Source organism: Faecalimonas canis, from assembly GCF_054601575.1.
In genome coordinates, this window is record NZ_BAAHSI010000014.1 from 76,100 (window position 1) to 101,560 (window position 25,461).

General features: G+C 37.7%; 19 protein-coding genes. 17 read left to right on the forward strand and 2 right to left on the reverse strand.

Features of this window, described 5'->3' with window-relative positions:
* Positions 1 to 80 precede the first annotated feature (80 nt).
* The gene (trxA, locus tag ACYPXO_RS04255) at positions 81 to 389 is read right to left on the reverse strand and encodes a thioredoxin (protein ID WP_459639437.1); all 309 of its coding nucleotides are present in this window, start codon (positions 387 to 389) and stop codon (positions 81 to 83) included.
* 146 nt (positions 390 to 535) lie between these two features.
* Here trxA and ACYPXO_RS04260 point away from each other — a divergent pair, with 146 nt between their 5' ends.
* Both ACYPXO_RS04260 and ACYPXO_RS04265 read left to right on the forward strand, forming a co-directional pair.
* On the forward strand, positions 536 to 1,885 hold the full coding sequence (locus tag ACYPXO_RS04260; protein ID WP_459639438.1) for an MATE family efflux transporter: 1,350 nt from the start codon (positions 536 to 538) through the stop codon (positions 1,883 to 1,885).
* Between the two features lie 12 nt (positions 1,886 to 1,897).
* A complete protein-coding gene (locus ACYPXO_RS04265) occupies positions 1,898 to 2,410 on the forward strand; it encodes a GNAT family N-acetyltransferase (protein WP_459639439.1) in 513 nt (170 codons plus the stop codon).
* A 320-nt stretch (positions 2,411 to 2,730) separates the two neighbouring features.
* On the opposite strand, the gene ACYPXO_RS04270 is transcribed toward ACYPXO_RS04265, so the two are convergent.
* Positions 2,731 to 4,080: an MATE family efflux transporter gene (locus ACYPXO_RS04270; protein ID WP_459639440.1), complete on the reverse strand. Its 1,350-nt coding sequence runs from the start codon at positions 4,078 to 4,080 to the stop codon at positions 2,731 to 2,733.
* A gap of 128 nt (positions 4,081 to 4,208) precedes the next feature.
* Between ACYPXO_RS04270 and ACYPXO_RS04275 the strand changes: the two genes are divergently transcribed.
* The 15 genes from ACYPXO_RS04275 (at position 4,209) to ACYPXO_RS04345 (ending at position 25,437) form a co-directional block, all read left to right on the forward strand.
* Complete coding sequence (locus ACYPXO_RS04275) at positions 4,209 to 5,606, forward strand: Wadjet anti-phage system protein JetA family protein (RefSeq protein ID WP_459639441.1); 1,398 nt, start codon at positions 4,209 to 4,211, stop codon at positions 5,604 to 5,606.
* The gene (locus ACYPXO_RS04280) at positions 5,607 to 6,245 is read left to right on the forward strand and encodes a DUF4194 domain-containing protein (RefSeq protein ID WP_459639442.1); all 639 of its coding nucleotides are present in this window, start codon (positions 5,607 to 5,609) and stop codon (positions 6,243 to 6,245) included.
* Entirely contained in the window at positions 6,202 to 9,576 is a 3,375-nt protein-coding gene (locus tag ACYPXO_RS04285; protein WP_459639443.1) for an SbcC/MukB-like Walker B domain-containing protein, read from the forward strand. The genes ACYPXO_RS04280 and ACYPXO_RS04285 overlap by 44 nt, the downstream gene beginning before the upstream one ends.
* A gap of 126 nt (positions 9,577 to 9,702) precedes the next feature.
* Positions 9,703 to 11,169 (forward strand): deoxyguanosinetriphosphate triphosphohydrolase, encoded by a 1,467-nt coding sequence (locus tag ACYPXO_RS04290; protein WP_459639444.1) that lies wholly within the window; start codon positions 9,703 to 9,705, stop codon positions 11,167 to 11,169.
* Positions 11,170 to 11,507: 338 nt separating this feature from the next.
* Positions 11,508 to 13,505, forward strand: a complete 1,998-nt coding sequence (uvrB, locus tag ACYPXO_RS04295; RefSeq protein ID WP_459639445.1) for an excinuclease ABC subunit UvrB — start codon at positions 11,508 to 11,510, stop codon at positions 13,503 to 13,505.
* Between the two features lie 9 nt (positions 13,506 to 13,514).
* Positions 13,515 to 16,361 carry an excinuclease ABC subunit UvrA gene (gene uvrA, locus ACYPXO_RS04300; protein WP_459639446.1) on the forward strand — a complete coding sequence of 949 codons (2,847 nt, stop codon included), beginning with the start codon at positions 13,515 to 13,517 and terminating at the stop codon, positions 16,359 to 16,361.
* 123 nt (positions 16,362 to 16,484) lie between these two features.
* Entirely contained in the window at positions 16,485 to 17,474 is a 990-nt protein-coding gene (gene mreB / locus ACYPXO_RS04305; RefSeq protein ID WP_009460446.1) for a rod shape-determining protein, read from the forward strand.
* Positions 17,475 to 17,536: 62 nt separating this feature from the next.
* Complete coding sequence (gene recD2, locus ACYPXO_RS04310; protein WP_459639447.1) at positions 17,537 to 19,750, forward strand: SF1B family DNA helicase RecD2; 2,214 nt, start codon at positions 17,537 to 17,539, stop codon at positions 19,748 to 19,750.
* Positions 19,751 to 19,768: 18 nt separating this feature from the next.
* Positions 19,769 to 20,464, forward strand: coding sequence for a ComF family protein (locus tag ACYPXO_RS04315; protein WP_459639448.1), 696 nt, complete (start codon positions 19,769 to 19,771; stop codon positions 20,462 to 20,464).
* A gap of 57 nt (positions 20,465 to 20,521) precedes the next feature.
* On the forward strand, positions 20,522 to 20,917 hold the full coding sequence (locus ACYPXO_RS04320) for a hypothetical protein (RefSeq protein ID WP_459639449.1): 396 nt from the start codon (positions 20,522 to 20,524) through the stop codon (positions 20,915 to 20,917).
* Positions 20,918 to 21,946, forward strand: coding sequence for a hypothetical protein (locus ACYPXO_RS04325; protein ID WP_459639450.1), 1,029 nt, complete (start codon positions 20,918 to 20,920; stop codon positions 21,944 to 21,946).
* Between the two features lie 45 nt (positions 21,947 to 21,991).
* Positions 21,992 to 22,876, forward strand: coding sequence for a diadenylate cyclase CdaA (cdaA, locus tag ACYPXO_RS04330; RefSeq protein ID WP_459639451.1), 885 nt, complete (start codon positions 21,992 to 21,994; stop codon positions 22,874 to 22,876).
* On the forward strand, positions 22,854 to 24,116 hold the full coding sequence (locus ACYPXO_RS04335; RefSeq protein WP_459639452.1) for a CdaR family protein: 1,263 nt from the start codon (positions 22,854 to 22,856) through the stop codon (positions 24,114 to 24,116). The genes cdaA and ACYPXO_RS04335 overlap by 23 nt, the downstream gene beginning before the upstream one ends.
* Positions 24,117 to 24,141: 25 nt before the next feature.
* Positions 24,142 to 24,408, forward strand: a complete 267-nt coding sequence (locus ACYPXO_RS04340) for an HPr family phosphocarrier protein (RefSeq protein ID WP_459639453.1) — start codon at positions 24,142 to 24,144, stop codon at positions 24,406 to 24,408.
* A gap of 111 nt (positions 24,409 to 24,519) precedes the next feature.
* Positions 24,520 to 25,437, forward strand: coding sequence for a nucleotidyltransferase family protein (locus tag ACYPXO_RS04345; protein WP_459639454.1), 918 nt, complete (start codon positions 24,520 to 24,522; stop codon positions 25,435 to 25,437).
* Positions 25,438 to 25,461 lie beyond the last annotated feature (24 nt).

The window sequence follows — 25,461 nt, forward strand, 5'->3', positions numbered from 1 at the left end:
AATCTCTCAAAGAAGACGTGTAAAAACACGAATTTCTATAAGAGATTCTTATTTTAAAATTTAGAATTTAAAAATCAGTATTATCCGATTAATTCTAAAATTTCTTCTTTTGATTTAGCACCGACTTCACGTTTTACAATTTCTCCGTTTTTGATTACCATAAGAGTAGGAATACTGAGTACACGGAATTTCTTTGCTAATTCAGGCTGTTCGTCTACGTTGACTTTGCAAATCTTTGCGTGAGTTACTTCTTCTGCCAATTCTTTAATAATTGGGAGTACCATCTGACATGGACCACACCATGATGCCCAAAAGTCGATTAATACAGGTTTATCTGACTGCATAACCTCTGTTTCAAAATTGTCTATTGTAATATTTAATGCTTCCATAATAAAATCTCCTTTTCATTTGTATTTGTTATTGTCAGTATAGTTGTTATACCCGATTTTATCAGTGACTATGTCACACAAAATGAAAAACTTTGCAAAATGATTTGTTTTTGATAAAATAAAAGAATAGAAATGGAGGAATGAGTATGGAAACAACTACGTCAAAGAATTTGATGACAGAAGGGTCTATTTGGAAAAAGATAACATTTTTTGCGATGCCGATTTTCTTGGGAAATCTTTTTCAACAGATGTATAATACGGCGGACTCGCTGATTGTTGGGAATTTTTTGGGAAGTAATGCGTTGGCGGCAGTCAGTTCTTCCGGAAATCTTATTTTTCTGATGATTGGATTTTTTAACGGAATTGCTATCGGTGCGGGAGTTGTTATTGCAAGGTATTTTGGGGCGAGAAACAAAGAAAAAGTGGAAAAGGCGGTGCATACGACAGTTGCTTTTGGTCTGGCTGCCAGCGTGCTTTTAACAATCGTAGGTGTTTTCTTTGCCCCGCAGATTTTGGTTTGGATGGATACTCCGGCAAATGTATTGCCTGAGTCGGTTACATATTTCCGAATTTATTTCATGGGTTCTCTCGGATTTGTTATGTATAATGTTTTTGTGGGAATTTTGCAGTCTGTTGGAGATAGTAAACATCCATTGTATTATTTGATTATTTCATCCATTATAAATGTTGTATTGGATCTTGTGTTTATCGCAGGATTTCATTATGGAGTGGGGGCTGCGGCTTTAGCGACAACTATTTCTCAGTTTGTCAGTGCGTTTTTATGCATGGGACAACTGATGAGGACGAAAGAAGAATATCGTTTGTGCTTGAGGAAAATCCGATTTGACAGAGAAATGCTGGGGCAGATTATCCGTATTGGTTTACCGTCAGGTATTCAAAATTCTATTATTGCCATTGCAAATGTTGTTGTACAGTCTAATATTAATGCATTTGGAGAAACGGCAATGGCGGGATGTGGTGCGTATTCTAAAATAGAAGGTTTCGGATTTTTACCAATTACAAGTTTTACAATGGCATTGACAACTTTTGTAGGGCAGAACTTGGGAGCGAAACAAGAAGAGAGAGCGAAAAAAGGAGCGAGATTTGGGATACTTACAACAGTTGTTCTCGCGGAATTAATCGGGGTTCTTATCTTTATTTTTGCCTCACCACTGACAAGAGCATTTGATAGTAATCCGGAAGTAATTATGTATGGTGTGGCGAGGGCAAGGACTGCGGCGTTATTCTTCTGTCTGCTGGCGTATTCCCATGCGATTTCAGCGGTGCTTAGAGGTGCCGGGAAATCAATGGTTCCGATGGTTGTTATGCTTATTTGTTGGTGTGTTATCCGAGTGACGATACTTGTTGTATTTGGAAAGTTGGTTGGCAAAATTGATATTGTATATTGGGTATATCCGATTACATGGGGATTAAGTTCAATTATCTTTTTCATTTATTATAAGAAGGCGGATTGGCTGCATTCGTTTAAGGAATAGGAGAAAAAGATTATGAAATTACGAGAAGCAAGAATAGCAGATATATTTCAGATAAAAGAGATGTACAAAGATATTGTTTGTGAAATGGAAAAAAATGGGACATACATTTGGGATGAAATTTATCCGTGTGAGTTTTTGGAAGAAGATATAAAAAAGAAGCAATTCTATATTTTAGTAAATGATAAAGGAGAAATTCTATCCGGATTTGCACTAAATTCTTTTCATGAGGGAGAAGATAGTATTATTTGGGAAAAGGAAAAGGCAAATGTGTTATATATAGACCGATTAGGTGTTAATGCTAAATATTTACGAAAAGGTATAGGGGTGCTTACTTTAAGAGAAGCATGTTTTCTTGTAAAGCAGTTAGGCGGAGAGTATTTACGACTTTTTGTTGTGGATAATAATTTTCCTGCTATTGCACTTTATGAAAAAGCAAAGTTTGAGAAAAGGGAAGGAATTTATGAAGAAAAGATAGATGAGGATTTATCTTTTAATGAATACGGATATGAGGTGAAGATAGTATAAACTTATATTTGTATAGAATTCCTTGTTTTCTTTACATATATACCTGAATAGGAATGACTTGTTTATTTTTAACCGCAAATCCTTTTATTTGGATTTGCGGTTAGTAGAAAGGTTTATCTTTTAGAAATAAATTCTTCGAAAGAAGTTACTTGGCTTGCCGTTTGTATCCAATTCTTTAAAACTTTTTCATCTATTTCTTAATTGTTTTTTTCTGAAGTTCATCTGATAATACGCTGAATTTAGACAAAAACATTAATAGAATATTTGTTATATCTTTGAAAATGCTTTCTTTTCGCTGTCTTCTCGTTCGTCTTTCGCCCTTACTCAGAAAGCTTTTTCTTTTTCTGATACAGATAATACGGAAGAAGTAACAACGCAGTGGCAGCCCATGACACCGGATAACTGTATAGAAGTGTCGACACTTCATTTCTCATAGGGGTAATAAACATCACCCACGGAATACGAATAAAACAAACTCCGCCCAGTGTAATTAAAGTGGGGATAAATACATCTCCGATACCTCTAAGAGCCCCTGAAAAGATTTCAATAAAGATAAAAATCATATAACTAGGTGTAATCAATCTCAGCATATAGACACCGAGTTCAACAACATTTGAGTCTGTCGTAAAGATATAATATAACGGACGACAGGCAACCATGAGGAAAGTCAACAGTACCGCTGAAACACCGAATGCCATTAGCAGACAGACGCGAACACTTTTTTTCACACGCTCATAAAGTCCTGCACCGTAATTTTGTCCTGCAAATGTTGTGATGGCAATTCCGAATGAGCCACATATTGTCCAGAAAATAGCATCAAGTTTTCCATAGGCAGCCCACGCGGCAGTTGTGTCCGTTCCGAAGTTATTTACAGCGGCTTGAATAATAATATTTGTCAGGCTGTACATACAGGACTGCACACCGCTTGGAAGTCCGATTTTAAATTCTGATTTCAATAGTGCAAAATGTATTCGTATTTCCCGTGGAATTAGTTTTAGCATATCATAAGAAGTCATTAATGCCCGTGTAACTAAAACGGCGCTGACTGCCTGTGCGATTAATGTGGCAATGGCCGCTCCGGCAATTCCCATATGGAAATAGACAACGAACAAAATGTCCAATCCGATATTGATAAAACAGCATACGATTAAGTAGTATAACGGACGTTTAGAGTCGCCGATTGCTCGCAAAATACTGGATCCCATGTTGTAAATTAGCATGAAAATCAAGCCTGCAAAGTAAATTCTAAGATAAAGTACAGAATCATCAAAGATGTCAGCAGGGGTTTTAGTAATTTTTAATAACCAAGGTGTTAGAATTAAGCCTGCAATGGAAATGACGATACCGAACACAATGGAAAATGCGTAAGCGGTATGTAATCCTTTCTGCATATTATCGTGGTCATTTGCACCGTAAAACTGGGAGATAATTACACTTGCTCCGGCAGAAAGTCCGGTAAAAAATCCGATGACAAAGTTGACAAGAACTGCGGCGGAACCGCCAACGCTGGCAAGCGCCTCCTTACCGACAAAACGTCCTACAATAATCGCATCAACTGTATTATATAATTGTTGAAATAATGTTCCGACAACTATCGGAAAGAAAAATATTAACAATTGTTTCCAGATAACACCTTCTGTAATAGGATTTGCTACTTTATTTTTCTTCATAAAATCACTCCTCTCAAAAATCTCATCCTAATAGAAATCATATCATAGGATTTGTGAAAAAAGCAATTACATTTAATATCCCTTTTGGTATAATAAAAAGTATATATCGAAAGAAAAGAGGTAGACGAGTGAATTTAATAAATAAAATCCCACCGGAATTTTATAAACTTTTTGCAAGTAAATACAGACCATATTATCAAAAATTTCTGTTGGCGATTTATGGGGAGATAAGTAAATCTTATTCTCTTTTAGGTTTGACGGAAGAGGAATGTAAAGCCGTTATGAATGAAAATATAGCGGATATGGCGTTGGAGTGGAGTGAAGAGCAGGTTGACGAGGAAGGCGAATTTCTTACAAGGGCAAACATGGCGTCCGTCTGTTTGAAAAACTTGGAGAAATGGGGTTGGCTTCGTCAGGATTATGATGAAACGTTGAATAAATATGTTGTGTCATTTCCTGAATACAGCCGATTATATGTAGAACTATTTGAGAAACTGTTCAGTGAGGAAGGAAACAGAGAGCGCGAAAGTGTACTTGCCGTGTACAGTCAGTTATATACATACAGTTCGGATAAAGAAAAGAATAATGACATTTTAAAAAGTGCATTGAATACGTCCCGCACATTAGTACAGATGCTTGCAAATATGCAGGAGGGAATGAGAGGGTATTTCGATGAATTGTCTAAGCAGAAAAGTTTTCTTGGTATTCAGGAAGTGCTTGTAAAAGAAATTAATAATAGTGACAGTAAAAAATATGCGATTTTAACGACAACAGACAGTTTTTATCGTTATAAAGAGGCTGTGAAAGAATTGATAGAGCAGAACTTGGGAGAGAATGAAATGCGAAGGCAGTCTTTTGTGGAAAAGAAACAGCAGTTGGAAAAAGGCAGTCCGGGATATGTGAGAAATGAAAGGTCAATAGCGTTGTGCGAGGAGGCAATGGATATTATCTATGGAATTGAGCGTGAATTTGACACGATTGAGAGAAGATATAATAAACTGATTGAGCAGAAAACTATTTTTGCCAACCGTGCCGCAGCGAGAATAAGGTATCTTTTAATGGAAGGAATGTCGGAAGAAGACGGAACGCTCAGGCTTGTACGGTTGTTAAATCAAAGTAATAAGCGGGAAGAAATTTTGGGAAAATTAGCGGAAGATATGCGTTTAACAGAGCGGTATAGAGAAGTAACCGACAGAAGTATGTATCAGCAGAAAAATACAGAAAAAGAAAAGTTCGTTCCGGCTACGGTAAAGGAGATAAATGTTTCGGAAGACGGACTGGAAGAATTTATTTTGAAACCACTTTACACCCAGAAAGAAATTCGGGATTTCCGCAGGAAAAACGAAAGTGACGGAGAGTTTAGAGTGACGGAAAATACGGTGCAGTCCATAGAAGATTTGGAAAAACTGTTCTTTGTATGGCAGGAAGTAACCGAACGGGCAGAGAGTAATACAATTGTAGAAGTGGAAAAAGAAATGCAGGCGAAAGGATTTGGCTTTTCGGGGCTTAGAATAAAGGAGAAGTAGATGTTTAAATATATGGAAGAGTTATCCGTGACAGAGGCAGAAAATTTAAGAAAAACAATATCCAATCTGTTCAGACAGACTTGTATCTTGCAGGTGAAATATGATCCGGTAACATTGACACCACGAGATAATATTTATTACGAAATGTGTGTGCGACACAAAAAATTTATCGAGGATTATTTAATGGTACTTGGATGTGAAGTGACACATGACCCACAGGAACATATTTTCCGACTGGGTGGAGAAGGCGCAGAAACGGAAAGATTTAGTCTTACGACAACAATTATTATTTTACTTATCAAGATGATTTACCGCGATAAAATTTTAGGAGAAGGGCTGGAAGCAACGGTAACTACACTGGAAGAAATACGCGAGTATGGGAAAAACACAAATCTTTTAAATAAGAAACTGAAGGTGACGGAATGGCAGGATGCACTTTATCTGCTGAGTAAACATCAGATGATTGAACTTCCGGGGGCGGTTCGTGATGTGGAAGATACAACGCCGATTTATCTTTACAGTACGATTAATTTATATTGCAGTTCGCTAAATATTAATGCGTTGTTGGAAGAATACAGAGAGGAGATTGCTGAAAATGAAACAGTCGAAGAAAATCTTTACGAAAATGTTGCTGAATAATTGGGGTGGAATCAGTCATAAAGAATTGGTATTTCATGAATATGTCAACCTGTTCAGCGGTAAAAGCGGTTCGGGGAAATCAACTGTTATGGATGCAATACAAGTTATTTTATACGGAAGTGTGGCTGCAACTTTCTTAAATAAGGCGGCGGACGATGCGAAAAACAGAAGAAGTGTTTTAAGTTATCTTAGAGGTGAACAGAAAGACGGAACGGCAAACCGTGAAGGAATGGATTTCTGCTCTCAGATTGTGTTGGAAGTGGAAGATAAGACAACTCATATTGTAAATTGTATCGGTGTTGCTTTTGAAGTAGGGAAAAGAGATTTAGAATTAAAACGTTACAGTTTTTTCAGTCATTCGGGAAGAATAGCGGAGGATGGATATATTGCGGAAGACGGAAGCCCGTATACTCTTACACGGTTGAAAAATTTTATTGAAAGCAGAAAAGAATCCGAGGACAATCGGGGAAGAGGAGAAGTGAATAGACTGTATCCGTCAAAAGAATCTTATCTGAATACACTTTATGACGTTATTTTAGGTTATATTGAACCGGGACGTTTTATGACAATGGAAAAAAGTGCCATTGCACTTCGCATGACAAACGGAACGGGACAGTTTATACGGGATTATATGTTTCCCAAAAGTAAAGAGGGAACAGTGTCGGTAATCAGCGAGCAGTTGGGTGCATATCGTGAAATTAAAGAACGAGTGGAAGACTTGGAAAATCGTATACAGATGCTTGAAACAATCAGAGAGCATAATTTGAAACTGATTCAATTTAAAAGTGATGCCGTTCGCACACAGGCGATTTTGAAAATAATTACAATTGAAGGTTTGAAAATACAACTACAGTCTAAAAAAGAAACTTTGGAAGCAGTTATCAAGGCAGTAAAAAAGATTGAAGAACGTTGTCTGGTTTTAGAAGAGCAGGAAAAACAATATATTGATGAAAAGGTAGAGGTTGAAACGCAGATTCGTGCGAGTGACTACGGGCAGAAAGAAAAGGAATTGGAAGAAGTACGCCATACGATAGAAATTTTAGCGGGTAACTCGGCACAGTGGCGAAAACTCTTACAGGAACTGAAAAAGTGGGAAGAAAATGATGACATCAGTGCTTATATATCTAATCCGGCGTTACATACGATAGAAGAGGTGGCAGACGGAAATATAAATGAAGAAGTTCTTGCAAAGTTGAAAAAATATTTGAAAGATACACTGGAAAATATTGAAGAGGAGTTACAGGAGTTACAGGATAATATCCGTAGGACTGGAAAGATCTTAACGGAGAAAAAGGAAATTATCGAAGACTTAAAAAATGACAGAAAACCGTATAAAAAAGAATTGAAAAAAGCAAGAGCAAGATTGCAGAGTGCATTGAGTGACAGATACGGGAGAACCATTCATGTAGAAATCTTTGCGGATTTGTTTGATATTACCGATGAAAAGTGGAAAAACGCAATCGAAGGAAGACTTGGGAGAATAAAATATAGTCTTGTTACTGCGCCGGAGTATGCGCTTGATGCAGCCAAAATTTTTCGGAAAATGCGGGAAAAAGAATTTGAAGAATTTAATCTTATCAATACGGCGGCAATTAAACGAGATGAGCCAAAAGCGAGAGAAAATACATTGTATGAGGCAGTAAAGGCAAGTGAACCTTATGTAGACTTGTGTCTGAAACAATATTTGGGAAGAATAGTTAAGTGCGAAACAATAGAGGAATTGCACGAAGTCAGAGAAGGAGTTACACCGGACTGCTATTCTTACAGCAATTATATTTTCCGTCATTTGAAGGAAAAGGACTATGGCGATTATGCGTGTATTGGTACAAAAGTATCCAAAGCAAAAATGATTGAACTGGAAGATGAAGTCTATCATTTAGAAAAACAGTTGATGTCGGATATGCAGATGCAGAGTAGTTTAAAAGATGCAAGAACGTTCGAGCAATTGAATAATTATAGCACAGAGCAGTTAATTCAGATGTCAAACGCATCTGAAGATTTGGCAAACTATTATAAAAAGGAAGAAAAATTGCTCAAAGAATTACAGGAATTAAATGAGGGAACACTTCTTCCACAACTGAAGGAAAAGAGAAAACAGTTGGAAGAAAGGATAAGAGTACTTCGGGAAGAGTTACAGGAAAGAAATCGGGAGCGTTTGGAACGTATTAAAACGCAAGTAAATGCGGAAACAGAATTGAAAAATCTACAGGAAAGACTAGAACAGGAATTGCAGGGTTATATTGCCAATGAAATACTTGAGCAGGAAGTTCTTCGTGAAATGGAAACAAAAAATGAATATGTTTACCGCAAGGAAAAAGTAAGAGAATTGGAAAAACTGGAACAGTTCATTGAAATAGAAATGGAAGAACGATTAACTGCCAGAAATAAATTTAATCATACATATTCCGCATACGGATTTACGGGAATAGAACATGAAAATGATGTTTATGACAAAGTGCTTGAGCAGTGCAAAAAAGACTTTGAGCCGAAGTACAAAGCGGAATTTGAGCAGCAGTATCAACTTGTCTATCATACATTAAGAGAGAACGTTATTGCGACAATTCACGGAGAAATTAAAGCAGCATTTCGTCATAAACGTGAAATTAATAGGATGCTTGGAAAAATTCGTTTTTCTGACAGTATTTATCAGATTGATATTCTTCCGGCAGAAAATGAAAATAGACAGTTTTACGAGATGCTTATGGCGCCGGAGTTAGATAGTAAAGTGCTTGACAATGGTGGATATGAGGGACAGTTAAGTCTTGGTGAAGACGAGTTTTATCAAAAATATGAAACACAAATTTTAAAACTGACTGAGAAATTTATGCCGCCTAGAGATGAGGATAATGGAAAGCGTGCGGTTTACAAAGAAGAGATGGAGCGTTACGCTGATTATCGAAACTATCTTACTTTCAGTATGTATGAACAGGTGGAAGATGAAGAGGGAAATATAAGAAAAAATGCGGTTGATGATATGGCGGGAAGAGATTCCGGCGGAGAGGGACAAAATCCGAAATATGTTGCACTTCTTGCCGGATTTGCAATGCTTTATATGAACCAAAGCAACAGAGATTCCAAAATCCGATTAGTTCTTTTGGATGAAGCATTTTCAAAAATGGACAAGGAGAGAAGTGAAGTTTGCCTTCATTATGCGAGGGAATTGGAATTACAGTTAATTGTCTGTGTGCCTGATGAGCGTTTGCAGTCGCTTATTAGAAATGTGGATAGTGTGTACGGATTCCGCAGACATCAAAATCAGATTTCTATGATGCACATTGATAAGGGAGATTATCTGAAAATGATTGAAGGTGAGGAAAGTGCTAACGCTTAGACGGTGGATGATTGATAAAACGGATGTGGAAAGAAAAGCAGATGTTTGATATAATTATTTTATAGTGTATTTAAGAGAGATAGGAAGGTTATGTGTAAAAAGTTAAGAAACAAAGGAGAAAAAAGCATGGAATGGAAAAGACTATTGACACAGACTCGATTGGAAGAGGAAGAAAAACCTTCACAAGTATTTAATGAATACTACATTAGTCCTTTTGAAAGGGATTATGAAAAAATTGTTTCAAGTGCTGCATTCAGAAGACTACAGGATAAGACACAAGTATTTCCTTTAGCTAAAAGTGATTTTGTGAGAACTAGATTAACTCATTCTATAGAGGTATCTACTATTGCAAAACAACTGGGAATTATGTGTTTCCAGAATACATCATCCTATCGTTGTGTACCATTGGATGAGAATGAAATAGAACAAGAAGAACTGCGGATTCAGAGAATTGGAGATATTGAGGCTATATTATCCTGTGCAGGATTATTGCATGATTTGGGAAATCCGCCGTTTGGACATGTAGGGGAAGAAATAATCAGAGAATGGTTTAAAGATAATTTGAAAAATATATATCTGAGTGATGGTAATAAAAAATCAGTTGCAGATTTATTGAATAAAAATCAAATTACTGATTTGGAAAATTTTGAAGGTAATGCACAGGCTTTTAGGATTTTAGCAAAAGCACGTCATCAGTCAGAAATTAATTTGCCGTTTTCTATTGATAGTGCTTTGATTAAATATCCAACACGCTCGAATGAAATAGGAAAGGAACATATCCGACATAAATTGGGATGTTATCAGTCAGAAGAGCGTGTTTTTATTCGATGTGCAAAAGAAGTGGGGACTATTAATTCAGATGGAAATGTTGTAAGACATCCTCTGGCATATTTGGTTGAGGCGGCGGATGATATTGCTTATATGACTGCAGATTTGGAAGATGCCGTAAAAGCAGGTGTTGTTAGTGTAGAAGAATTGATAGCATTTTTTAAAGAAGAATATAAGCAATTGTCAAAAAAATATGCAGAACAAAAACAACATTTAAAAAGGACAGAAGAAATAATTAATAAGTTATGTTCTATTAATTGCGATGAAAAAGATAAGACTAAAGTTATGAGCCGATGGGGAAATTATCTCCGAAGATGGTTGATGTATGTTGCTTGCTGGAGATTTTCAAAAAGTTATAATGAGATTTTAGAAGGAACATATAAGTATGATTTGTTTTATGATAATAATCATAGTTTAACAGTAAAATTATTAAGAAAGGCAATGAGTGAATTTGTCTTTGATTCACGAATGATTACAGAACCTGAATTATCTGCACAAACTATGCTTAGTTTTTTGTTAGATAAGTTTGTGCCAGCGGTTGTAAAATTTGATGGGTATGGTAAAATGAGTACTCAAGACAAGAAAGTAATGACATTGATTTCCCAAAATTATATTGATGATTATTATAAGGTGAAAGAGATTGATAAAATTACTGATGAAACAGAACTTTTATATCGAAGAATACTTATAGCAACCGATTTTATCAGTGGAATGACAGACGGGTATGCACGAGCATTATATAGAAGAATATCAGGAGTGGAATAGCAAGGAAAATGATGTTGCTTGAGTTGTTTTAAAAATAATCAGGGAACTTTCTCCTTTTAAATTTGAAAAAATATTTGTAAATATGGAATATGATTTTTTTAAAGGTGCTGTCGCTTTAACGATTGAATAATCGTAAAGCGGCAGTTTCCTTTTTTGAAGGAATATTTCAAAATGCTGAGAAATCTTAAAAGAAAAGTTGACATGAAACAACACATAAGATAAAATGGAATAAGAACATTTGTTCTCGTGAAGCGATAATAAAATAGAAATTTTAATTACACGAAAAATCTGTGTAATTACTACCCAAGTATTCAATAATAGCAGAGGGAGAAGCGTGTATGAGTAAAGAAAAAATCTTTAAATTAGAATCACCATATAAGCCTACCGGCGACCAGCCACAAGCCATCGAGCAGCTTGTAAAAGGGTTTCAAGAAGGCAATCAATGCCAGACTTTACTAGGGGTTACAGGCTCCGGTAAGACTTTTACCATGGCAAATGTTATACAACAATTAAATAAACCTACATTAATAATTGCCCACAACAAAACTCTGGCTGCCCAGTTATATGGAGAGTTTAAAGAATTCTTCCCTGATAATGCGGTTGAATACTTTGTATCCTACTATGATTATTACCAGCCGGAAGCCTATGTTCCGTCCTCAGACACATACATTGCAAAAGACTCATCTATCAATGATGAGATTGATAAGTTACGTCATTCGGCAACGGCAGCGCTTTCAGAGAGGCGGGATGTTATCATTGTGGCAAGTGTTTCCTGTATTTATGGCTTGGGCTCGCCGATTGATTATCAGGAGATGGTAATTTCTTTGCGTCCGGGAATGATAAAAGACAGAGATGAGGTTGTGGCAAAATTAATTGAAATACAATATGACAGAAACGATATAGATTTTAAACGAGGAACATTTCGTGTCAGGGGAGATGTTTTGGAGATTTTTCCGGCAGTTTCAGAGGAATATGCCGTTCGTGTGGAATTTTTTGGAGATGAAGTGGAACGCATCACGGAGATAGATGTGCTTACAGGGGAAATTAAAAATGTGTTGAATCATGTGGCAATCTTTCCAGCTTCGCACTATGTTGTTTCCAAAGAAAATATGGAACGTGCAACGAAAGCGATTGAGGAAGAATTGGAAGAAAGAATACGTTACTTCAAGAGTGAAGATAAACTGCTGGAAGCACAAAGAATTTCAGAAAGAACAAATTTTGATATAGAAATGATGAGGGAAACAGGATTTTGTTCGGGAATTGAGAACTATTCAAGACATTTGACAGGACTTGCAGAAGGACAACCTCCACATACACTGATAGATTATTTTCCGGATGATTTTTTGATTATGATAGATGAATCACATAAAACAATTCCACAAATTGCAGGAATGTATGCCGGAGATCAGTCGAGAAAGTCGACCTTAGTAGATTATGGATTCAGACTTCCGTCTGCTAAGGATAATCGTCCGTTGAATTTTGAAGAGTTTGAGAGTAAAATCAATCAGATTTTATTTGTTTCCGCAACCCCGGGCGAGTATGAAGAGAAGAATGAACTGCTGAGGGCAGATCAGATTATCAGACCAACAGGTCTTTTGGATCCGGAAGTAGAGGTCAGAGGAGTTGAAGGACAGATTGATGACTTGGTTGGCGAAGTAAATAAAGAAATTGCGAAGAAAAATAAAGTTTTGGTGACAACATTGACAAAAAGAATGGCGGAAGACCTGACGGACTATATGCGAGAACTGGGAATACGCGTAAAATATCTGCATTCCGATATTGATACGTTAGAGAGAACGGAAATTATCAGAGATATGAGATTGGATGTATTTGATGTTTTGGTCGGAATCAATCTCTTAAGAGAGGGATTGGATATTCCAGAGATTACACTTGTGGCTATTTTGGATGCGGATAAAGAAGGTTTTCTGCGTTCGGAAACATCACTTATTCAGACAATCGGTCGTGCTGCCCGTAACGCAGAAGGTCATGTGATTATGTATGCAGATACAATGACGGATTCTATGAAAAATGCTATACGGGAAACGGAGAGAAGACGAAAGGTTCAGATGTCATATAACGAGGAACATGGAATTACACCGCAGACGGTAAAGAAGGCGGTTCGAGATTTAATAAGTATTTCTAAGAAAGTTGCAGCGGAAGAATTGCAAATGGAAAAAGATCCTGAATCTATGAGTAAGTCAGAATTGGAAAAAATGATTAAAGATATGACAAAACAGATGAAAAAAGCGGCAGCGGAGTTGAATTTCGAGATGGCGGCTCAAGTAAGGGATAAATTGGTGGAATTAAAGAAACAATTACAGGAGATAGAAAATTAGGAGTATAAAATGGCAAAGAAAACAGAGCAGAAGCAATATATTAAAATCAGAGGTGCAAATGAGCATAATTTGAAAAATATAGATGTGGATATTCCGAGAAATGAACTGGTTGTGCTGACAGGACTTAGCGGTTCGGGCAAATCATCTCTTGCTTTCGACACGATTTATGCAGAGGGGCAGAGAAGATATATGGAGTCATTGTCTTCTTATGCAAGACAGTTTTTGGGACAGATGGAGAAACCGAATGTGGAAAGTATAGAAGGGCTTTCTCCGGCGATTTCCATTGACCAGAAGTCGACAAACCGAAATCCTCGTTCTACGGTTGGAACGGTAACGGAGATTTATGATTATTTTCGACTTCTTTATGCGAGAATAGGAATACCACATTGCTACAAATGTGGGAAAGAAATTAAGAAACAGACTGTAGATCAAATGGTGGATCAGATTCTTACACTTCCGGAAGGAACAAAAATACAATTGCTTGCACCGGTTGTGCGTGGAAGAAAAGGGCGTCATGAGAAACTGTTTGAACGTGCGAAAAAGAGCGGTTATGTGCGTGTTCGCGTGGACGGTAATTTATATGAACTGACTGAAGAAATTGTTTTGGATAAAAATATTAAACATAATATAGAAATCATTGTGGACAGACTTATTGTAAGAACGGGGATAGAAAAGAGATTAACAGACTCTGTGGAGAGCGTGCTTGCACTTGCAGAAGGGTTGATGACGGTAGATGTTATTGGTGGGGAAGAAATTCATTTCAGCCAAAGTTTTTCGTGTGCAGACTGTGGAATCAGTATTGAAGAGATTGAACCAAGAAGTTTTTCGTTTAATAATCCATTTGGTGCGTGTCCGGTGTGTTATGGTTTGGGATATAAGATGGAATTTGATGTGGATTTGATGATTCCGGATAAGAGTCTTAGTATTGATGAGGGTGCGATTACTGTTATGGGGTGGCAGTCGTGTGCCGAAAAGGGAAGTTATACAAGGGCGATATTAGATGCTCTGGCGAAAGAATACCATTTTTCTCTCGATACACCGTTCAAAGATTATCCACAGAAAATACAGGATATTTTAATTCATGGAACGAATGGAAAAGAAGTGAAAGTTTATTATAAAGGTCAGCGTGGAGAGGGCATTTATGATGTGGCATTTGAAGGAATTATCAGAAATGTAGAAAGGCGTTATAGAGAAACCGGTTCAGAAACAATGAAAGCGGAGTATGAGTCTTTTATGAGAATTACGCCATGTCATGAGTGTGGTGGCCAGCGTTTGAAGAAGAGTGCCTTAGCGGTTACGGTAGGTGGGAAAAATATAGCGGAAGTGACAAATCTTTCCATAGGAAAATTGCAGGAATTTTTGGAAACGCTGGAACTTACGCCTACACAGGAATTGATTGGCGGACAGATATTAAAAGAAATCAAAGCAAGAACAGGGTTTTTAATTGATGTAGGGTTAGATTATCTAACGCTGTCAAGAGCAACAGGGACACTTTCAGGCGGAGAAGCACAGCGCATCCGACTTGCAACTCAGATCGGTTCAGGATTAGTTGGTGTAGCGTATATTCTAGATGAGCCTAGTATAGGGCTTCATCAGAGAGATAATGATAAATTGTTAAAAACATTGAAACATTTGAGAGATTTGGGTAATACTCTCATTGTAGTGGAACATGATGAAGATACAATGTTAGAGGCGGATTATATTGTAGATATTGGACCAAAAGCAGGCGAACATGGCGGAGAAGTCGTGGCAGTAGGAACGGCGAAACGGATTATGAAGAATAAAAATTCGATTACCGGTGCTTACTTAAGCGGACGCATTAAGGTTCCTGTTCCGGAAGTGAGAAAGCAGCCTACCGGATTTTTGAAAATTATCGGTGCACGAGAAAATAATCTAAAAAATATCGATGTAGATATTCCTTTAGGAGTTTTGACTTGTGTTACAGGGGTATCGGGCTCTGGAAAAAGTTCACTGATTAATGAGATATTATATAAGAAATTGGCGAAGGAGTTGAACAGAGCCAGAACGATTCCGGGAAAACATGACAGAATTGAAGGAATAGAGCAGTTGGATAAAGTGATTGATATTGATCAGTCACCGATTGGAAGAACACCACGTTCAAATCCGGCAACATATACGGGGGTATTTGATTTAATTCGTGATTTGTTTGCGGCAACGGCGGATGCAAAAGCACGTGGTTATAAAAAAGGAAGGTTTAGTTTCAACGTGAAAGGCGGAAGATGTGAAGCTTGTAGCGGGGATGGTATTTTGAAGATAGAAATGCATTTTTTACCGGATGTATATGTGCCATGTGAAGTGTGCGGTGGAAAACGTTATAATAGAGAAACATTAGAAGTGAAATATAAAGGAAAAAGCATTTATGATGTACTGAATATGACCGTGGAAGAGGCGATGCACTTTTTTGAGAATGTTCCTTCTATTAGAAGAAAAATGGAAACACTATATGATGTGGGATTATCCTATGTTCGTTTGGGACAGCCATCCACTACACTTTCCGGCGGGGAGGCCCAGAGAATTAAATTGGCAACCGAATTGAGTAAGCGAAGTACGGGAAGAACAATTTATATTTTAGATGAGCCTACAACAGGACTGCATTTTGCAGATGTGCATAAACTGACGGAGATTTTGCGAAGACTGGCGGAAGACGGAAATACAGTTATAGTTATTGAACATAATTTAGATGTGATTAAAACGGCAGACTATATTATTGACATTGGTTTAGAAGGCGGCGATAGAGGAGGAACTGTTGTTGCGACAGGAACACCGGAAGAAATTGCAGAGAATTCGAACTCTTATACAGGAAAGTATATTGACGCAATCCTTAAGAAAAACTAAAAATAGAAAAAAAGTCTTTCCATTTATTACAATTTTGATTATAATAAGAATCATATGTGATGATTTAGTATCAACAAGTACAAAGGATATAAGAATAGATGAGTTTTGGAAAGGAGAATTTAGATGTCAATAGATATCGGGATTGATTTAGGAACCGCGAGTATTCTCGTGTATGTAAAGGGCAAAGGTGTAGTTTTGAAAGAACCGTCCGTAGTGGCATTTGATAGAGATACAAATGTAATTAAAGCAATTGGGGAAGAAGCACGTTTGATGCTCGGAAGAACTCCGGGCAATATTGTTGCGGTAAGACCACTTAGAAAAGGTGTTATTTCGGATTACACTGTTACAGAAAAAATGATTAAATACTTCGTTCAGAAGGCTATGGGAAAACGTACATTTAAGAAACCACGCATTAGTATTTGTGTTCCAAGTGGAGTTACAGAAGTAGAAAAGAAAGCAGTAGAAGAGGCTACTTTTGCAGCAGGAGCAAGAGAGGTTCATTTGATTGAAGAGCCGGTAGCAGCAGCAATCGGAGCGGGAATTGATATTGCAAAACCATGTGGAAATATGATTGTAGACGTAGGAGGAGGTACTGCGGATATTGCAGTTATCTCTCTTGGTGGTACAGTTGTAAATACATCAATTAAAATTGCAGGGGATGATTTTGATGAAGCAATCGTTCGTTATATGAGGAAAAAACACAATCTTTTGATTGGAGAGCGTACAGCGGAAGACATCAAAATCAAAATCGGAACAACTTATCCGTTGGTAGAAGATGAAACAATGGAAGTAAGAGGACGTAACCTTGTTACAGGACTTCCGAAGACTGTAACAGTAACATCTTCAGAAACTGAGGAAGCGCTTCGTGAAACAACAGGACAGATTGTAGAAGCGGTAATCGGAGTACTTGAGAGAACTCCACCTGAATTGTCGGCGGATATTTTGGATAGAGGTATCGTTCTTACAGGTGGTGGAGCAATGCTTCGCGGATTGGAAGAGTTGATTGAAGAAAGAACCGGAATTAATACAATGACTGCTGAAGACCCGATGAAAGTAGTTGCAATTGGAACAGGACAGTTCGTTGAATTTATGAGTGGAAGAAAAGATGCGTAAATAGAGGGCGAGGGATTAATCCCTTGCCTTTTTTAATCCGATTAAAAAGGAGGAAATACAGGGTGGAAGTTGTTACAGGATATGTGGAGCATATTGTTTTTCGCAATGAAGACAACGGTTATACAGTTTTTCAGTTTAATACGGACGATGGAGATTTGACGTGTGTGGGAAACTTCCATTATATCAGTGAAGGTGAAATGTTGGAACTGAGTGGGGAATATGTGACACATAAAGTATACGGTGTACAGTTACAGGTCCTTTCGCATCAGGCAAAAGAGCCGGAAGATTTGTTTTCTATTGAGAGGTATCTCGGTTCGGGGGCAATAAAAGGTTTGGGAAGTGCTTTGGCGGGACGGATTGTGAGAAGATTTAAGGAAGACACCATTCGCATTATTGAAGAAGAACCGGAGAGGTTGGCGGAAGTAAAAGGAATCAGCGAGAGAAAAGCGAGGGAAATTGCAGAGCAGGTGGAAGGAAAAAAAGAGATGCGAAATGCAATGATTTATTTGCAGAAATATGGAATTTCTACTACACTTGCGGCAAAAATTTATAAAAAATATAAAGACAGTGTGTATCGGGTTTTGGAGGAAAATCCATATAGGCTTGCGGATGATATACAGGGAGTAGGGTTTAAGACAGCAGATGAGATTGCCTTACGGATTGGTATTCATACGGATTCGGATTTTCGCATTCGCAGTGGGATTTTTTATGCGCTTATTCAAAGTGTGGCGGACGGTCACATTTACCTTCCGAAAGAAGAACTGTTGAAAAAAGCGGGAGAAATTTTGGAAGTAGATATAGAAGATATAGAAAAATACTTAATGGATTTATCTATAGAAAAGAAGGTTGTCTTAAAAGAAAAAGAAGGACAGATTCGAGTGTATCCGTCAGGATATTACTATATGGAGTTAAATACAGCGAAAATGTTACATGATTTGGATATTCATGAAGAGATTGCGGAGAATATGGTAGAGAGGCGTTTGCATAAAATCGAAGATAATACAGGAATGATCTTAGATGAAATGCAGAGAAAAGCCGTTATTGAATCGACAAAACATGGGATTTTGATTGTGACCGGAGGACCGGGGACAGGGAAAACAACAACGATTAATGCGATGATTCATTATTTTGAAAGTGAAGGGTTGGATATTACTTTAGCCGCTCCTACAGGGAGAGCGGCGAAGAGGATGACGGAGGCGACTGGTTATGAAGCGCAGACGATACATCGACTTTTGGAGGTGATCGGCAATCCTGAGGATAGTGAAAAGAGAGCGGGTTTTGGTCGAAACGAAGAAAACCCGTTGGAAACAGATGTGATTATTATTGACGAAGTATCAATGGTGGATTTGGCGCTGATGTATGCACTTCTCTGTGCGGTTACCATTGGAACAAGGATTATTTTAGTTGGGGACGGTAATCAGTTACAGTCAGTAGGAGCGGGAAATGTATTAAAAGATATGATAGCGTCAGAATGTTTTCCGGTTGTGCGGTTGACAAAAATTTTCAGACAGGCAACGGAGAGTGACATTGTGATGAATGCCCATAAAATTAACAGAGGAGAAAGGGTTGTGCTAGATAATAAAAGCAGAGATTTCTTTTTCTTGAAAAGACAGGACGCCAACACAATTATCAGTGTCATTATTACTTTGCTGCAGAAAAAGATGCCGAAATATGTAGATGCACAACCTTATGATATACAGGTTTTAACACCGATGAAAAAAGGACTTTTAGGTGTGGAAAGGCTTAATAAGATTTTACAACAGTATATGAATCCGCCGGATAAGAAAAAAGCGGAGAAGGAATATGGGGAAAAACTTTTCCGTGAAGGCGATAAAGTGATGCAGATAAAGAATAACTATCAATTGGAGTGGGAAATTTCCACGAAATTCGGTCTTGTTGTGGATAAAGGAGTCGGTGTATTTAACGGTGATATGGGAGTTATCACGGAAATAAATACATATAACGAAACTTTAGAAGTGGAATATGATGAGAAACGAAAGGTGACGTATTCTTTTCAGTTATTGGACGAACTGGAACTGGCATATGCTATCACTATCCATAAATCTCAGGGAAGTGAATATCCGGCGGTAATTATTCCGCTTCTTCAAGGACCAAGACAGTTATATCACCGCAATCTACTTTATACTGCGGTTACAAGAGCAAAAAAATGTGTTACGCTAGTGGGAAGCGACAGTACGTTTTATGAAATGATAGAAAATACAAACGAACAGAACAGACATACAAGTCTGGCGGAACGTATTAGGGAATTTATGTAGTAGAGTCTGTAAAGAAACATGATAAAAAGAATATTGGAATGGTTATATCCGAGTGTATGCGTATTTTGCGGAAAAATTTGTAAAGAAGGAATTTGTACGGAGTGCAGGAAAAAGGTGGGAGCAATCGGAGAGCCAAGATGTAAGAAGTGCGGAAAACCGATTCGGCAGGAAGAAAAGGAATTTTGTTATGATTGTGAACGGGAAGAACTGTGCTATGAACAAGGGAGAAGTCTGTGGCTTCATAAAATGCCGGTAAGCAGTTCGATATATGCTTTCAAATATAAAAACAGACGGGTATATGGTGAAGTATATGGGAAAGAAATGGCAAAAACCTTTGGAAAATTAATTCGCTTGTGGGAGATTGATGTCATTGTTCCTGTACCCCTGCATAAGAAGAAGCAGAAAAAAAGAGGATATAATCAGGCTGAAATTTTGGCAGAAGAAATCGGTTTGCATATCGGTATTCCGGTAGATACAACGTTGGTAAGGCGAAAAATAAATACAGTACCGCAGAAAGAATTTACACGAAAAGAGAGAAAGAAAAATTTGGAAAATGCTTTTGAAACGACAGGAAAGTTATGTGGAAAACGTGTGCTGATTGTTGATGATATTTATACAACAGGCAGTACAATCCACTCTATAAGTGTTTTGCTGAAAAATGCAGGTGCGGAAAAAACATATTTCCTAACTATAAGTATTGGACAAGGATTGTGATTAATGTTATACTAAAACATAATGCCAAAGAAAGAAAACGAGTGTTGAGGTGATGTAATGTTAAATGAAAAACGAGTGAAACTCATGGCTCAAATGGCGATGTATGAAGCAAAAGAAGGGCAGAAGGATTTTCAAATAAGCGGATATTATCAGAAAGATTACATAAGTCTGCACACATGGACTACAGTTATATGGTCGACTATTGGGTATGGACTAACAGCCGGAGCAATTCTTCTTGTTTTTCTGGACGAGATTCTTGCCAATCCCAGCCTTTTGCGGTTTTTAATACTGGGAGGTATTGTGCTTGGCGGATACATTGCAACAGTTGTCATATCAATAGTTGTAGCACGTAACATTTATAAGAAGAAACATGCGGATGCGAGAAGGCGTGTGAAGAGATTTAATCGTGAACTGCTTCAACTAAGCAAGATGTATGAAAAGGAGATAAGATAGATGAGTAGATTACTGGAGTGGAAGGAAAAACTACAATTACTGTACGCCGGATATTCAACATATATAGATAAGGGAATACGGTTTGTTGTGGCACTGACAAGTTTCCTGTTAATTAGCAGTAATATCGGTTTTATGGAGAAATTGGCGAAACCGATTCTTTCGATTGCGTTGGCTGTTGTATGTGCTTTTCTTCCGATGATTGTCACGGTAATTGCTTCAGCAGGGTTTATGCTTGTTCATATGTTTGCCTTATCTGAAGGAATTGCACTTATTGTCGCAGGGATCATTATATTGATGTTTATTTTTTATTTTCGGTTTACGCCGAAGAAAGCAATTATTTTATTGCTCACACCGATAGCATTTGCGTTTAAAGTACCTATGCTTATTCCAATTGCTTACGGATTGGCGGGAACACCGATTTATATTGTGCCGGTTATTTGTGGAACGATGGTTTACTTTATGATTAAATTTGCAAAAACATTTTCCACAACAATTACGGGGGCAAATGAGAACGGAATGCTGTCGGCTGTCGGTACATTTGCCAAACAGATTTTTCAGAGCAAAGAACTTTGGACAGTTATTATAGCGATTGTGATTTGTTTGCTTATCGTGTACACAATACGCAGAAAATCAATTAATCGTGCGTGGGAAATAGCGATTGTTTCGGGAACGGTTGCTTACATTATCGTTATGGTAATTGCAAGCGTTGCTTTGGATGTGGAGGTACACTATATTACGTTGATATTTGGAAGTATAGTGTCAGTGCTTATTGGATTTATATTGGAATTGATGCTGTTTTCTGTAGATTATGCGAGAACAGAGTATTTACAGTTTGAAGATGACGAATACTATTATTATGTAAAAGCATTGCCGAAAGTTTCTGTTTCTGCACCGGAGAAACAGGTGAAGAGAATTAACAAACGTCAGGAAACTGATACGGCAGAAAACAAAGGCGCTACCGGAAGACTTCAATTGACCGGAGAAGCGGATATAGATAAGATTATCGAGCAGGAATTGATGAAAAAATAAAATTTCTGTAAAACATAAGAAAGATTACAAAGGGGAGGTGACGAGATGAAAGAATGGATAGCACAATTAATGAACGAATATTTTTCATATGTACCTCATATAACGGTAACGGACGTAGTTGAGATTATTATCATTGCTTTTATCGTGTATGAGATAGCGCTTTGGATTAAAAATACAAAAGCGTGGATGTTGTTAAAGGGAATGCTTGTGCTTGCCGTATTCATTTCTGTCGCTGCAATATTTCAGATGAACACAATATTGTGGCTTGTGAAAAATTCAATAGGGGTTTTGGCAACGGTTACGGTCGTTGTATTTCAACCGGAACTTAGAAGAGCACTCGAAAAATTGGGGGAGAGAAATTTATTGAGTGCAGTTGTTCCGTTTGACAAGTCAAAGGAAAAAGAAAAATTCAGTCAGGAAACAATAGACGGTATTGTAACTGCAACATTTGAGATGGCAAAGGTGAAAACGGGTGCGTTGATTGTTGTGGAAGATGCCATTCAACTGACGGAGTATGAACGGACAGGTATACGTTTGGACAGCGTTATTTCCAGTCAACTTTTGATTAATATTTTTGAACATAATACACCGCTTCATGATGGTGCGATTATCGTAAGGGGAGATAGAATTGTGGCGGCAACTTGTTATCTGCCTCTTTCAGACAACCGCAATTTAAGTAAAGATTTGGGAACACGACATCGTGCGGCAGTTGGAATGAGCGAAGTCAGCGACGCATTGATTATAGTTGTTTCTGAGGAAACAGGAGCAGTGTCATATGCACAGGGAGGAAGAATTGTAAGACACGTTAATGAAAGACAACTCACGGAAAAATTAAATCAAATAAGCAGAAAAGTTGATGAACAGAAAAAACGTGGGTTGAGCAGATTGTGGAAAGGAAGGGCGAAAGATGAAAGAAAGATTGAAAAATAACTTCGGTCTGAAAGCTTTGTCGCTTCTTTTTGCGATTGTGCTGTGGCTTTTGGTTGTCAATATTGATGACCCGATTGCAGAGATTACTTTCAGAAATGTTCCGGTAAAAGTACTTCATGAAGAAATATTTACGTCTAAATCTAGCACCTATACAATTGTGGATGATAAAGATACGGTAAATGTAACGGTAAGTGCAAGACGTAAAGTACTTTCGCAAATTAAATCGTCTGATATTATCGTAACAGCAGATATTAAGGACAGAGTGACAAATTCACTGACCGAGGCAACACTGCCTACAGAAGTGACTATAGTAGGATTTGAGGGAGAGTATCAGGATGCGTATACAACGCCGAAAAATCTTGATATTGAAATAGAGGCGAGTACAACTAAGAAGTTTCCGGTTAGTGTGACAACAATTGGAACACCGCGAGATGGAAATGTAATCGGAAGTACGACAGCAAATCCGGAATTTATCACATTGGCGGGCGGCGAGTCGCAGATTAACCGTGTGAAGAAAGTTGTGGCAAAAGCAGATGTATCAGGAATTTCTTCCAGCGGACAGGTGGACGCAGAGTTAATTCTGTATGATGAAAACGAAAAAGTAATTGATCAGGCTCTTTTCGATAATAATTTAGGAAAAGAGGGAGTGAAAGTGGATGTTGAAATATTAAAGACGAAAGAAATACCACTTCGTTTTGATATGTCGGATATAAGTACGGCGTCAGGGTATACTCTCGGAAATATTTTCTATGAGCCGAAAAAGATTCTTGTAGCAGGTGAGGCGGACGCCATAAAAGAGTTGGATGTTATAGATATTCCTGCCACAGCGTTGAAGATGAATAATATTTCAGAAACAACCGAGGTAAAAGTAGATGTGAGTAAATATTTGCCAAAGAAATTGCAATTAGTTGATGATACGGCGGGAACGATTATTGTTACGATTTCGGTTGAGAAATACGGTACGAAAGCATTCAGTATTCCTGCTAATAATATTATTTTGGAAAATGCTCTGGCAGGTTTGAAAGCGAATATAGGAACAATAGAGAATATAGAAATTCAGGTGAAAGGTTCGAGGGCTGCATTAGAAAAACTGACGGAAGCGCCGAAGGTATTTGTAGATTTACAGAAATATACAACGGCGGGAACAATAACTGTTCCACTGCAGGCAGAATTGCCGCCGGGCTGTACCCTTGTTGGAAATGTGACAGTTCCGGTTGTCCTTACGGGGCAACAGAAATAGTTACTCCAGAAGAAAGGAGAAGTGAATGGTTAGCAAGAAAGTAAAAATAAATAATCCGACAGGACTTCATTTAAGACCCGCCGGAATGTTCTGCAGAAAGGCGGCGGAGTTTGAGGAATGCAAAATTACATTTCATGTAGGGGCTACAACGGGAAGCGCAAAAAGTGTATTAAGCGTTTTGGCAGCCTGTATTAAACAGGGGGATGAAATTGAAATTATCTGTGAAGGTAAAAATGAAGAGAAGGCATTAGAAGCAATGGCTCGCCTTGTAGAAGAAGAACTGGAAGACTAGAAGGAAAAATTTGGAGAGCATTTTATAGAGAAATCTGTGGAATGCTCTCTTGAATTATGTTAAAACTATAGTTAGAAGCAATATTAGGATGATAAAGGAAAGGTTATAAAGATGAAGAAAGCAACATTAGTTATTATGGCAGCAGGAATTGGCAGTAGATTTGGTGGAGGAATTAAACAGTTAGAACCTATTGGACCGAATGGGGAAATTATTATGGATTATTCTATATATGATGCGAAACAGGCAGGATTTAATAAAGTTGTTTTTGTTATCCGCAAAGACTTAGAAAAAGATTTCAAAGAAGTTATCGGTAACAGAATTGAAAAAGAAATTGAAGTGGCTTATGCTTATCAGGAACTTATGGATATTCCAGAAAAATTTCAGACGAAATTTGCAGAGAGAACAAAACCGTGGGGAACGGGACAGGCTATTTTATGTTGTAAAGATGTAGTAAATGAGCCGTTTTTAGTTATCAATGCGGATGATTATTATGGAAAAGAAGCATATAGAGAGGCATTCCGGTATTTAACAGAGGAAAAGGCAGATAGTGAAAAAGTACAGGCATCTATGATTGGATTTGTTCTTGGAAATACATTAAGTGAAAATGGTGGTGTTACACGAGGAATTTGTCAGGTAGATGAAAAAGGAATGCTGACGGATATTGTTGAAACATCTAATATCGAAAAGACAGAAGATGGTGCAGGAATCAGAACAGAAGAAGAAATTATTCCGGTAGATGTACATGCGCCTGTATCTATGAATATGTGGGGATTACATCAGGATTTCTTCCATGTGTTAGAAAATGGTTTCATAGAATTTCTGGAAAATGTAGAAGAGAGCAACTTGAAAGCAGAATATCTTCTTCCGACAATTATCGGAGGACTTTTAGAGGATGGTGAGATTGATGTAAAAGTGTTGAAATCTCATGATAAGTGGTTTGGAGTAACTTATAAGGAAGATAAAGAGTCTGTAGTGACATCAATTAAAAATCTTGTGGAGCAGGGAGTGTATCCGGAGAAGTTGTTTTAGGGGAAGAGAAAAGGAGAATATAAA

Bases quoted from the DNA above. Each gene is read 5' to 3' on its own strand.
- ACYPXO_RS04340 (WP_459639453.1), top strand. From the start codon at position 24,142: ATGGTTAGCAAGAAAGTAAAAATAAATAATCCGACAGGACTTCATTTA.
- trxA (WP_459639437.1), bottom strand. From the start codon at position 389: ATGGAAGCATTAAATATTACAATAGACAATTTTGAAACAGAGGTTATG.
- ACYPXO_RS04320 (WP_459639449.1), top strand. From the start codon at position 20,522: ATGTTAAATGAAAAACGAGTGAAACTCATGGCTCAAATGGCGATGTAT.
- ACYPXO_RS04290 (WP_459639444.1), top strand. From the start codon at position 9,703: ATGGAATGGAAAAGACTATTGACACAGACTCGATTGGAAGAGGAAGAA.
- ACYPXO_RS04315 (WP_459639448.1), top strand. From the start codon at position 19,769: ATGATAAAAAGAATATTGGAATGGTTATATCCGAGTGTATGCGTATTT.
- ACYPXO_RS04260 (WP_459639438.1), top strand. From the start codon at position 536: ATGGAAACAACTACGTCAAAGAATTTGATGACAGAAGGGTCTATTTGG.
- ACYPXO_RS04270 (WP_459639440.1), bottom strand. From the start codon at position 4,080: ATGAAGAAAAATAAAGTAGCAAATCCTATTACAGAAGGTGTTATCTGG.
- ACYPXO_RS04325 (WP_459639450.1), top strand. From the start codon at position 20,918: ATGAGTAGATTACTGGAGTGGAAGGAAAAACTACAATTACTGTACGCC.
- uvrB (WP_459639445.1), top strand. From the start codon at position 11,508: ATGAGTAAAGAAAAAATCTTTAAATTAGAATCACCATATAAGCCTACC.
- uvrA (WP_459639446.1), top strand. From the start codon at position 13,515: ATGGCAAAGAAAACAGAGCAGAAGCAATATATTAAAATCAGAGGTGCA.
- mreB (WP_009460446.1), top strand. From the start codon at position 16,485: ATGTCAATAGATATCGGGATTGATTTAGGAACCGCGAGTATTCTCGTG.
- ACYPXO_RS04335 (WP_459639452.1), top strand. From the start codon at position 22,854: ATGAAAGAAAGATTGAAAAATAACTTCGGTCTGAAAGCTTTGTCGCTT.
- ACYPXO_RS04280 (WP_459639442.1), top strand. From the start codon at position 5,607: ATGTTTAAATATATGGAAGAGTTATCCGTGACAGAGGCAGAAAATTTA.
- cdaA (WP_459639451.1), top strand. From the start codon at position 21,992: ATGAAAGAATGGATAGCACAATTAATGAACGAATATTTTTCATATGTA.
- ACYPXO_RS04265 (WP_459639439.1), top strand. From the start codon at position 1,898: ATGAAATTACGAGAAGCAAGAATAGCAGATATATTTCAGATAAAAGAG.
- ACYPXO_RS04285 (WP_459639443.1), top strand. From the start codon at position 6,202: ATGAAACAGTCGAAGAAAATCTTTACGAAAATGTTGCTGAATAATTGG.
- ACYPXO_RS04345 (WP_459639454.1), top strand. From the start codon at position 24,520: ATGAAGAAAGCAACATTAGTTATTATGGCAGCAGGAATTGGCAGTAGA.